The sequence below is a fragment of the Chroococcidiopsis sp. CCALA 051 genome (assembly GCF_003015105.1).
Lineage (GTDB): Bacteria > Cyanobacteriota > Cyanobacteriia > Cyanobacteriales > Chroococcidiopsidaceae > Chroococcidiopsis > Chroococcidiopsis thermalis.
Genome location: NZ_PYCI01000189.1, coordinates 1 through 10,637, shown reverse-complemented (window position 1 = coordinate 10,637; position 10,637 = coordinate 1). Strand labels below are relative to the sequence as shown.

General features: G+C 45.1%; 13 protein-coding genes. 8 read left to right on the top strand and 5 right to left on the bottom strand.

Annotated features, from left to right (window positions below; translation table 11 throughout):
* Window positions 1-210: 210 nt before the first annotated feature.
* The 4 genes from C7Y66_RS28375 (at window position 211) to C7Y66_RS28360 (ending at window position 5,184) form a co-directional block, all read left to right on the top strand.
* Window positions 211-888 (top strand): DUF502 domain-containing protein, encoded by a 678-nt coding sequence (locus C7Y66_RS28375; protein ID WP_015154359.1) that lies wholly within the window; start codon window positions 211-213, stop codon window positions 886-888.
* A gap of 81 nt (window positions 889-969) precedes the next feature.
* On the top strand, window positions 970-1,644 hold the full coding sequence (gene nusB, locus C7Y66_RS28370) for a transcription antitermination factor NusB (protein ID WP_015154360.1): 675 nt from the start codon (window positions 970-972) through the stop codon (window positions 1,642-1,644).
* A gap of 70 nt (window positions 1,645-1,714) precedes the next feature.
* The gene (gene ftsY, locus C7Y66_RS28365; protein ID WP_106548123.1) at window positions 1,715-3,343 is read left to right on the top strand and encodes a signal recognition particle-docking protein FtsY; all 1,629 of its coding nucleotides are present in this window, start codon (window positions 1,715-1,717) and stop codon (window positions 3,341-3,343) included.
* A 443-nt stretch (window positions 3,344-3,786) separates the two neighbouring features.
* Window positions 3,787-5,184 (top strand): PP2C family protein-serine/threonine phosphatase, encoded by a 1,398-nt coding sequence (locus tag C7Y66_RS28360; RefSeq protein ID WP_041462442.1) that lies wholly within the window; start codon window positions 3,787-3,789, stop codon window positions 5,182-5,184.
* Here the strand turns inward: C7Y66_RS28360 and C7Y66_RS32170 are convergent.
* Entirely contained in the window at window positions 5,161-5,367 is a 207-nt protein-coding gene (locus C7Y66_RS32170; protein WP_199197698.1) for a hypothetical protein, read from the bottom strand. The genes C7Y66_RS28360 and C7Y66_RS32170 overlap by 24 nt on opposite strands.
* A gap of 166 nt (window positions 5,368-5,533) precedes the next feature.
* Between C7Y66_RS32170 and C7Y66_RS28355 the strand changes: the two genes are divergently transcribed.
* Window positions 5,534-5,716, top strand: coding sequence for a hypothetical protein (locus C7Y66_RS28355; RefSeq protein WP_041463045.1), 183 nt, complete (start codon window positions 5,534-5,536; stop codon window positions 5,714-5,716).
* A gap of 156 nt (window positions 5,717-5,872) precedes the next feature.
* Here the strand turns inward: C7Y66_RS28355 and C7Y66_RS32165 are convergent, their stop codons facing one another.
* Window positions 5,873-6,031, bottom strand: coding sequence for a hypothetical protein (locus C7Y66_RS32165; RefSeq protein WP_165587649.1), 159 nt, complete (start codon window positions 6,029-6,031; stop codon window positions 5,873-5,875).
* 394 nt (window positions 6,032-6,425) lie between these two features.
* Between C7Y66_RS32165 and C7Y66_RS28345 the strand changes: the two genes are divergently transcribed.
* Window positions 6,426-6,917: an NUDIX hydrolase gene (locus C7Y66_RS28345; protein WP_199197696.1), complete on the top strand. Its 492-nt coding sequence runs from the start codon at window positions 6,426-6,428 to the stop codon at window positions 6,915-6,917.
* Window positions 6,918-6,960: 43 nt separating this feature from the next.
* On the opposite strand, the gene ilvN is transcribed toward C7Y66_RS28345, so the two are convergent.
* Window positions 6,961-7,485, bottom strand: a complete 525-nt coding sequence (gene ilvN, locus C7Y66_RS28340; RefSeq protein WP_015154365.1) for an acetolactate synthase small subunit — start codon at window positions 7,483-7,485, stop codon at window positions 6,961-6,963.
* Window positions 7,486-7,958: 473 nt separating this feature from the next.
* On the opposite strand from ilvN, the gene C7Y66_RS28335 reads away from it, so the two are divergent.
* Window positions 7,959-8,297 carry a phospholipid-binding protein gene (locus C7Y66_RS28335; protein ID WP_106548121.1) on the top strand — a complete coding sequence of 113 codons (339 nt, stop codon included), beginning with the start codon at window positions 7,959-7,961 and terminating at the stop codon, window positions 8,295-8,297.
* A gap of 57 nt (window positions 8,298-8,354) precedes the next feature.
* Here C7Y66_RS28335 and C7Y66_RS28330 read toward each other — a convergent pair whose 3' ends face one another.
* Window positions 8,355-9,296 (bottom strand): alpha/beta fold hydrolase, encoded by a 942-nt coding sequence (locus tag C7Y66_RS28330; protein WP_015154367.1) that lies wholly within the window; start codon window positions 9,294-9,296, stop codon window positions 8,355-8,357.
* Between the two features lie 357 nt (window positions 9,297-9,653).
* On the opposite strand from C7Y66_RS28330, the gene infC reads away from it, so the two are divergent.
* The gene (infC, locus tag C7Y66_RS28325) at window positions 9,654-10,190 is read left to right on the top strand and encodes a translation initiation factor IF-3 (protein WP_015154368.1); all 537 of its coding nucleotides are present in this window, start codon (window positions 9,654-9,656) and stop codon (window positions 10,188-10,190) included.
* Window positions 10,191-10,409: 219 nt separating this feature from the next.
* Here the strand turns inward: infC and C7Y66_RS32705 are convergent.
* Window positions 10,410-10,637: hypothetical protein (locus C7Y66_RS32705; RefSeq protein ID WP_233222893.1), on the bottom strand; the 228-nt coding region annotated here is incomplete at its 5' end.

Here is a 10,637-nt window from a genome sequence, read left to right as displayed (position 1 = left end):
GGTGCAACAACCACCGATTACCCATTACCCATTACCCATTACCCATTACCCATTACCCATTACCCATTACCACATGCAATATTTATTTACAGAGTCAACAAAATATTATAGAGATATGCCTATTTATAAAATTGCTTCCCCCCAATTAGGGAAAAACAGGAAAAGAGGCTTGCTAAAGTCAATAGCCAGACAAAGGAGAATCAGCAGCTTGTGCTTGAAAGGTTGAAACAGGATCTAAAAAATGACCTGATTGCAGGATTATTGGTCGTCATTCCCTTAGCTACGACAATCTGGCTGACGATCGCCGTTGCTAGTTGGACGATCGAATTTCTGACGCGGATTCCCAAACAACTGAATCCGTTGGATGAAATGAACCCCTTCCTCGTGAATCTCATCAACTTAGCAGTAGGTCTAACAGTACCGCTGCTGTGCATTTTAGCGATCGGCTTAATGGCACGCAATATCGCCGGACGCTGGCTGCTCGATTTCGGAGAACAATTATTACAAGCCATTCCCTTAGCTGGAGCAGTTTACAAAACCTTAAAACAATTGCTCGAAACCCTGCTTAAAGATTCTAATGGGAAGTTTCGGCGCGTTATTCTAATAGAGTATCCTCGGCGGGGTATATGGGCGATCGCCTTTGTCACTGGGATTATGAGTCATGAAATTCAATCTCACATGAATCGCCCGATGCTGAGCGTATTTATTCCCACAACCCCCAACCCAACCACCGGATGGTATGCCATTGTTCCAGCAGACGAAGCGATCGACCTATCCATGTCCGTTGAAGATGCCTTTAAAGTCATTATCTCTGGTGGTATTGTTTCCCCCAATGCGCCCCTACCCCCACTTTTGCTAGATCGCCAAGGACAAGCGATTAATCAGTGAACAGTTATCAGTTGTCAGTCACTGCCGAGCAACTACCAACTACCAATTACCAACTACCAACTACCAATTACCCTTCCAATAATGAAAGCACGAAGTATTGCTCGCGAATTGGCTCTGCTTAGTTTGAGCCAACTGCCTAATTCCTCAGAAAAATTGGAAGCGCAACAACTATCTAATTTGTTAGTTGCAGCCGTCAGAACTTTGACAACGGAAGTAGAAGATGCTCTAGAAACGGCTTCTGGAGAAGTTCAGCGGGCAAACGATCGCCTCTTGACGAGCGAAACCCGTGCTAACGATGTCCAAACAGCCAGAGCTATGTTGCAGGATGGGATTCAATTGACTCAAAGTGCAATTAATCGCCTTGCTACAGCCATGCAACTACCAGAGACGATCCAATCAGCCACGGCAGCAGAACCAAATTTTGATGTCCGCCGTTACGCGCTAACACTTGTGAATACAGTTAATCAAAACCGAGCTGAAATTGATGAAATTTTAGAACAGGCTCTAGTAGACTGGCAATTAAATCGACTGGCGCGGATCGATCGCGATATCCTGCGGATTGCAGTAGCCGAAATTGAATTTTTAGGTTTTCAAGATCGGGTTAGTGTTGCGATCGATGAAGCAGTAGAACTCGCAAAGCGGTACAGTGGAGACGAAGGATACAAATTTATCAACGGCGTTTTGCGCCGCGTCACCGATCGCTTAAAACAAAAAGAAGTCGGAAGTCGGAAGTCGGAAGTCAAGAGTCAACAGTGACTGCTCGTGCGCTCCCTGCTCCCTGCTCCCTGTTCCCCGTTCCCTGTTCCCTGTTCCCTGATAACTGACAATGCCTTTTAACTGGTTCCGCCGCAAACACGATGAATCTTCTACTCCACAAGAGGAGCAACCTGCTACTCCAGCACCGGAGCAACCAGCAGACGTATCCCAGGAACAATCGGCTCAAGATGCAGCAGTAGATTATCTCAGCTTTGCTAAAGCAGCCTATAAAAGTATTCAAGAAAGGCAGCAGCAAGCTCCAGAAAAGAGAGCTGAGGAAGCTGAGGGAGCTGAGGGAGCTGCTGAGTTAGCGGAATCCGAAGCAGAAGCTTTAGACACACAAGTAGAGCAACTTGTCAAGACTGAAGAGCCAGTTACGGCAGAAACAGCCACGCTAGCAGAACCGATCTCGACTGAGGAAATAGCTACAACAGAAGCATCAGCGATCGCAGAGGAAATAACACCAGAAGCAACTGCGCCAGAGGAAACAGCGGCAGAGAAAACAACATTAGAAGCAACATCAGAGGAAACAGCGAGCGTACCTTTTTGGGCAAAAGCAGAAGCAGAGCGTCAGGCAAGGTTGGAGAGGCTAAAGGCAACTGCGATCGAGGAACCAGAACCAGAAGTATTACAGCCAGTGACGGCAACAGAAGTTACTACACCTACAGCCGATACTGACTTAGCTCCTGACTTTGCTTTTGATGAAGGATTTTTGTGGTCGGCGGAGGTTCTGGCGGCACAAGGACGGCGACCAGAAGATGTTTCGATTGAAGAAATTACTTGGTTGAAAAAGCTGCGGCAGGGTTTAGGCAAAACGCGCCGTAACATTGTCAACCAGTTAAAATCAATTGTCGGTCAAGGACCGCTGAACCAAGCAGCGGTGATGGAAATTGAAGCTCTGCTGCTGCAAGCGGATGTTGGAGTGGAAGCGACGGACTACATCATCGAAGCCTTGCAAAATCAGATCAAGCAAGCAGCCTTACCCCCAGATGCCGCGATCGCTTATCTGAAAAAGATTCTCCGAGATATGCTCGATCGCCCCCTGCAAAATTGCAGCCCTGTTTTTGTTCCAGAAAAAGATAGACTCAATATTTGGTTAATTACCGGAGTCAATGGGGCAGGTAAGACCACAACTATCGGTAAACTCGCCCATATCGCTCAGAAATCCGGCTACGACTGCCTAATTGGGGCAGCAGATACCTTCCGCGCCGCTGCCGTGGAACAAGTGAAGGTATGGGGCGCAAGGAGCAATGTCGAAGTGATTGCCAACCCTGGTAAAAATACCGATCCAGCCGCAGTGGTATTTGATGCGATCGCTGCCGCACAAGCACGCAACACGGAATTACTACTCGTCGATACAGCTGGGAGACTGCAAAACAAGAAAAACTTGATGGACGAACTGAGTAAAATTCGTCGTATCGTCGATAAAAAAGCCTCCGATGCCCGTGTAGAATCTTTACTCGTCCTCGATGCTACCCTGGGACAAAACGGCTTGCGACAGGCAGAAGTGTTTGCTCAAGCCGCTCAGCTCAGCGGTGTAGTCTTAACTAAACTTGATGGCACGGCTAAGGGTGGCGTGGCTCTAGCAGTCGTGCAGCAACTCAATCTCCCAATTCGCTTCATCGGCGCTGGAGAAGGCATCGAAGATCTGCGTCCTTTTTCTAGCTACGAATTTGTAGAAGCACTGATCGGAACGTAACTAGGGGCTAGGGGAAGAAAGAGAAAACTAAGGGACAAGGAAGACAAGGGGGACAAGGAAGACAAGGGAAGAATCCACCTGTTCATTCCCTGCTCTCTGCTCCCTCTAAATTCAGTAACACTTCGACAGCAATTGTATTGAATTTTAAGTTAAGATATCTCAACTTAACCTATCGCTCCTGCTTATGCGTAAAAGTCAATAAAATGCAGCAACTAACTTAGTTTTAGTAAAATCCAAAATTAAAATTAAAATTTTTTCAGCTACATTGTTGTCAAAGAATCTATACTAACAGGAGCAAAAGGGGGTAAAACACACTTTTTTTAGTGTAGCTGTAGGTATATCCTTCAAAAGACATTGCTAAACTACTTAGCTATTGGTTCTATGACTCTTACTGCCTAACTTGATGGCTCACGACTACTCTCTAACATAATAAAACTAAACCCGTGTCTGTGCCTCAACCGCCCTTCCAACCCACCGATCGAACTAGCAGCGCCGCTACTGATGTTAACCCAGTTGTAGCGCTCAAAGAACTAGTGGCGCGCCTGTATCGGGAACAGAATAAGGTACAAGATTTGCTAAGTTCCTTGGGATTTGCCCTCAGGAGCTTCAATAATTTGAATCAGTTTCTCGAACTAATTCCGTTAATAGCAACACGGGTAACGGATGCTGACGGCGGGGTATTGTTCCTCTACAAATCCAACGGTCAGGTGAGCTTGGAAAAGTTACACTGCCAAGATATTCACCAACGCAAACAAATCCGTAAAGCTTTAGAAACAGCCACGAGTGCCGTCACCACTGCACTTACAACAGCCCAAATCGTTCCTGCTACGGCAACTTTAGATGCTCAAGTCAGCCATCACTTAGGATCGCAAATACAGTTATTTGGTACGACAATTTTAGTCAAGCAGGCAGAACGAGGAAGATTATATGTCTTTAGCAGCGATCCCGAATATACTTGGACGGAAACCAGACAGAAGTTAGTCCGACTTGTTGCCGACCAAACAGCAGTAGCAATTGAAAATGACGAACTAAAAGTAGAACTACGCAAAAAAGAGCGTCTAGACCGCGAGTTAGAAATTGGTGCAGAAATTCAATTACGACTTTTACCTCGCCAATGTCCTAACGTCCCTGGGGTATCTCTAGCGGCGAGATGTCAGCCAGCAAACCGCGTTGGCGGAGATTACTACGACTTCATCCCGATCGAGCGCGACTTGAATCAAGCAGACGGTAAAAGTAGCAACCCTGATAGTTGCTGGGGCTTAGTAATTGGTGATGTGATGGGCAAAGGGGTTCCAGCCGGACTCATCATGACTATGACGCGGGGAATGTTGCGCGCTGAGGCATTAAACGAACATTCTCCAGCTCGAATTTTGCAGCATTTGAATCGGGTCATGTATACCGATTTAGAAAATTCCCATCGTTTTGTCACGTTATTCTATTCAGAATACAACCCACAGACGCGCAGGTTGACTTACAGTAATGCAGCCCATCATCCGCCCTTATTATGGCAAGCAGCTACAAAAACAGTGAAGCGCTTAGATACTTTAGAGGGCATGTTGATCGGGCTTGAAGCTCATAGCAATTACGAAGATGCTCAAGTTCAGTTAGAACCAGGAGACACAATTATTTACTATACAGACGGGTTTACTGATGCTGCTAATCAAAGAGGCGATCGCTTTGACGAAGAAAGGCTAGAAGGCGAATTTAAATTTGCTTGTCGCCACTGTCAAGACCCCCAAGCAATTCTCGAATATCTTTTCGCTCAAGTTCACAAATTCATCAGTGGCGCAACTAACCAAAATAAAGACGATATGACATTAGTAGTGATGCGAATCAACTAGTAATTGGTAATTGGTAGTTGGTAGTTGGTAGTTGGTAATTGGTAATTGGTAATTGGTAGTTGGTAGTTGGTTGTTGCACCTGAAGCTCACCTGCACACAAAGCCCACCTGCTCCCTGCTCCCCTTCTCCCCTGCTCCCCTGCTCCCTGCTCCCTTTCTTCACTGATAACTGGTCACTGGTCACTGGTCACTGATACTGGTCACTACCAATTCTATGTGTTACGACAGTCATGAACTTATGCTGCCTTTAGAAGGCAAATACTCAGCTAGGAGATTGACTCGTTATGGTTGTCGGTTCAGTTCTTCCACTCACTACGTGGTTTTCCCACTACACTCAAGTTTTGAGTTCTATATCTCAAATACTTTGGCACTTGCCTTGGCATAGTACGCTAGCTCAAAGTATCAAAGATCCAGATCTGCTAGGTCAATGGCAGAAAGCTTTCGATCACTTTATCCAAACAGGGCAAGTATGGGCTTTGCTAATCGGGATTTTTATTGGCTTTTTAGTCAAAAGCATGACTAGCTTTGGTTAACAGTGACCAGTGACCAGCGACCAGTGTAAAGACGTTACATACAACATTTTTACACTGTGTCAGCAACCGAGATTGTAAATAAGAACCAGGGTCTTTGTTCTTTACAGAAAGCTTGGTTGTGGCTGATAACTGATAACTGATAACTGTTAACTGGTCTTAGTTACTAGCTGCTGTATCCTCATCTTCCTCAGCCTGTGGTTGAGGTTGATTTCTACGATTCTGCATCCGACCCGTAGTTGCACGTTTACGAAACTTACGGGCATATGCCTGATTCCGTAGCGCCTTTTCTTTTTTTTGGTTACGGCGCTTAGCCATGTTCACCTCATTATTTGTAGACAACAAAACACCACCCCTAGAGTTCCTAGAGGCGATTGGACTCACCGACATCAGCGGTATTTTCCCAGCTTAGCGGATTAATGTCATAAGTATAAACCAATCGGACTGTAGTAGTCAGCTAATTCCAACTTAGCACGCGCGATCGCCACCATTTGCATTAAGAAACATTAATGAATCTCAATAGTTAATCTCGGGAAAAAGCTATAGCTAAATACAGCTCTGGGCATAGTTTTGAGTTGGAGATCGATAAATGATAAGATGAATTTAAACTATATTAAGACATTATCAAAAGCTGGGATAGACTATCTGTCTGGGGTTTCACCGAATTTTTTCAGCATATGAAAATTTATAAATTTTAACTAACGGTTAAATAGTGATTTTTTCTAGTTTTAAGGCGATCGCCCAACCCCTACGCCGCTGGTGGCGATTTATTCAAACTGTCATCGGCATCATATTTCGTCATCCCGTCCCAGGCACGAGTATCATTCCCATCTTGCCTGATGGTCGGATCGTTTTGATTCGCCGTCGTGATAATGGGCTGTGGTCGCTACCAGGAGGGATGGTGGATTGGGGGGAGGATGTGGCTACGGCAGTCAAACGAGAATTAGCTGAGGAAACGGGGCTGGATTTAGTCAAAATTCGACGACTGGTAGGAGTTTATTCCGCACCCGATCGCGATCCGCGCATCCATTCGATTTGTATTGTAGTTGAGGCAGATGTCACAGGCAGGATGAAAGTCCGCGATCCATTAGAAGTGATGGAAGTTCGTGCATTTCCTCCTGGTGCTTTACCTCCCGGTCAACTTGCTCACGACCACAACCAACAATTACAGGACTATTTTGCAGGATTGACGACTTTAGCCTAATTTATCGATCGTAGAGACGTTCCATGAAACGTCTCTACACATGTCACGAAACTTTTACCTCGACTTGAGACTTGAGATATTCCGTATTGACTCCCGACTCTCGCACGAGGGCAATTTTACCTGTACGGGCGACCTCTCGCAGTCCAAACTTTTGTAATAACTGCACGAGCGCGACAATTTTACCAGGGTCGCCGACAACTTCTAGGGTAAGAGAGTCTTCAGCCACATCGACCACTCTAGCGCGAAAGATCTGAGCAATTTCAATCACTTCCGAGCGATTAGAGCTAGTAGCATTCACTTTAATCAACATCAATTCCCGCTCGACACAAGGAACTTCGGTGATATCTTGGACTTTGAGGACGTGGACAAGTTTATATAGCTGCTTGGTCAGCTGTTCGATAACGCGATCGTCCCCAGGGACTACCATTGTAATTCGAGAGACTCCGTTTTGCTCCGCTTGACCGACAGCAAGGCTTTCAATGTTAAAGCCACGACGGGCAAATAAACCCGCAATGCGGGTTAGTACCCCCGCTTCATCTTCCACTAGAACTGAAAGGGTGTGTTTCATTTTTAATGGTTGATGGTTGATGGTTGATGGTAAACGCTGGCGCTACAATGCGTGAAGATGGTTGATGGTTGATAGTTGCTACTCACTGCTCTCTACTTTCTGTCCGATCGCTAAAATCAATCTGTTCAGCCTTATATTCTATCTCGATCTATCTCGTCTTTCGCTCTCAACAAATGTTTTCTAGCTGAAAAAAAGGCGCATGTCGTTGCAGGAGTTACGCGCTTGAAGCTAGACTCGCTCCCCCTAGCCTTCCTCAAGAAGGGAGTTGGGCGATCGCTCAGTAGATAATGAGACTTGCAGCGCAATTGTAGGTTAAAAAGTAGCTAAAAAAATTAAATTTAACTTAATTCAACTTCAATTCGTAGATTTACTCTTAAGATGATCGACTTGTGACTATATCTTCTTTCGGATAGGTGTGGCGATCGCTACACAAACTTACACTGAGAGCAGTTAATTACTGAGGAGAAAAATCTATGGGTTGGTTACAAAGACTGTTTGGCATGAACAAACCGCAAAATGCTCAAGTTAATCCTACGCCACAGGCTGCTGCTGCCACTGAATCAGTTCCTCCCGAGCGTCTAGGATTGAATGGAGAATACGATCAGAGTGGTTTAGCTAAGCGTGTTGCTTTGGCATTTGATGAAGACCAAAGCTTAACTGACGTTGATACTCTCTACGTAGCTCAAACGGGCAGTACCGTGGTTTTAAAAGGCAAGGTTCCCAGCCAAGATATTTTGCAAAAAATGGTTTCTGTTGCCAGAAACGTTCAAGGCGCAACTGACGTAACTACCGATCAAGTCAGTATCGGATAAAAACTGATGGCTGATTGTTAATGGTTAATGGCGATACAAACAATTAACCATTAACAACTAATTATTAACTTTGTATAGAGCAAGATCGGGACGGGCAAGGAAAGAGTCGATCCAGTTCAAGACTGCTTGGTTGACTTCTTCAGGACACTCATCATGAGCGAAATGTCCTGCATTCTCTAAAATTAGAAGCTGCACGTTAGGATTGTAAGCAGCAAACTTGGGGGCGAAAGCGGGTGGAATCATGCGGTCTTGCTGTCCCCAAATCAGTAGGATGGGAATGTTTAGATTTGGCAAGATGCTCTTGACTGAAGGATCGAATTGAGAATCCAACATAGCTTTTAGCGTGGCATAGAAAGCTTGTGCCGAACCTCGGTCTTGAGCTGGTCCTAACAAAATATCTACTAATTCATCAGTTACGGCTTCAGAATTAGCATATGCAATGCCTGCCCAACGCTTTACCACTTGGGGGCGGCGGACAATGCGAAAAATGGTTTTAATTAATAGGGGTGAGGTGAAGAGATTTTCGATCGCGGCGATCGCGGGACGTAAAATCTTAGGTATGGCTTCCTGTCGGATAGATAGATCGGGAAGACTAAGCATTACAATACCCTGCACCATATCGGGATGCATAGCTGCTGCTCTCAGCGACACTAGCGAACCGATAGAATTACCAACTAAGACGACTGGATGCTGAATAAACGTGCGCCAGAAATCGTAAACTTGTTCTACCCACAGTTCTACCTTATAGCTTACTGGAGCTTTTTCCGACGCACCAAAGCCCAACATATCCAGCGCGTAAACTGTGTGCTGCTCACCTAGCACGGCTAAGTTTTGTCGCCAATGACCGATTGACGTGCCAAAGCCATGCAGTAAAATTATTGGTGTTGTCTGAGGCTGAGGTTGTTCTGGGCGAATAAATGTGTAGCGAGTCTGCCAGCCACGCCAAATCCAGTCTCTTTGACTACCTACCCGTTGCTGCCAGTGTAATAAGGTATCCACGCTTGTTTTGGTCAAGTTGAATAAAGTTACAAAATCTCTAAATTATTTTAACAATTGAGATGTTTTGATGGGAGGCGATCGCATCTATCCTGATAAGTTAAGACGATCTTAACAAATGGATGGCGATCGGAGTTCGCAAATAGAGGAATTTCCCTACCCCTAACTAGCAGAAAAAAGTGCTATCGTGAATTGCAAGTACTAAGAAAGCCTGCTGTTTGCTATGGATTGTAGACTCTACTAGTTACGTTTCCGAAAGCCGATTGTTTGGTGTGAAGGTATACATAGTTGTCTTAGTCTAATAGTTGCTCAAGCTGGATTCATCCCAGTTATCTAACAAACAGTTGCTAATAATCCTATATGCCTGTGATTGAAAAAAGAAGACCCACAAAAGATTTACCCCAAATTAACGAACGCATTCGCTTCCCTAAGATTCGAGTCATCGATACTGATGGCAGTCAGATGGGAATTTTAACTCCCTACGAAGCACTGCAAATTGCTGAGGAAAAAGAGTTAGACCTCGTTCTGCTCAGTGATAAAGCCGATCCGCCTGTGTGCCGAATTATGGACTACGGCAAGTATAAATTCGAGCAGGAGAAGAAGGCGCGGGAAGCTCGGAAGAAGCAGCATACGGCTGACGTGAAAGAAGTGAAGATGCGCTACAAGATTGAGGAACATGACTATCGAGTGCGCGTCAATCAAGCCGAACGCTTCTTGAAAGATGGCGATAAGGTGAAAGCAACTGTGATGTTCCGAGGTCGGGAAATTCAACACAGCGATTTGGCAGAAACCTTGCTCAAGCGGATGGCAACGGATCTGCAAGAGGTAGGAGAGCTACAACAAGCGCCGAAGAAGGAAGGGCGCAATATGATGATGTTGATCTCTCCGAAGAAGTAGATCCCCCCAACCCCCCGATAAATTGGGGGGCTTTTGATTTGCGATCGCGTGTTAGGATGGTAGATTTGTGTGCGATCGCAATTTTGTTTGAACATGGGATGCAAGGCGCAAGATAGAGATTATGGATTTATTGCGGTAGTTTGTGGGATAGATGTAGTCGGGTTGAAAGAACCGAGTACGAAGACGCGCCTATTTTCGTGGATTATCAAAAACTTTCATCTAAGTTTTTTGTGTTTCTAATTCAAACACAAAGGCTTTTTTATATTCAGGGAAAAAGACTTTCTCTTCTGGGATAAATAACAGGCTATTAGCTAGATCTAACCAGTAGGGAAAGCGGATTGAACTACAAATAATTCCTTCTAGTTGGTCTATCTGAAATATTTTTACTAGCTGCCTTCCTTTAGTTACAAATAATGGACTAATCCAACAACTACTATAGTATGCGAC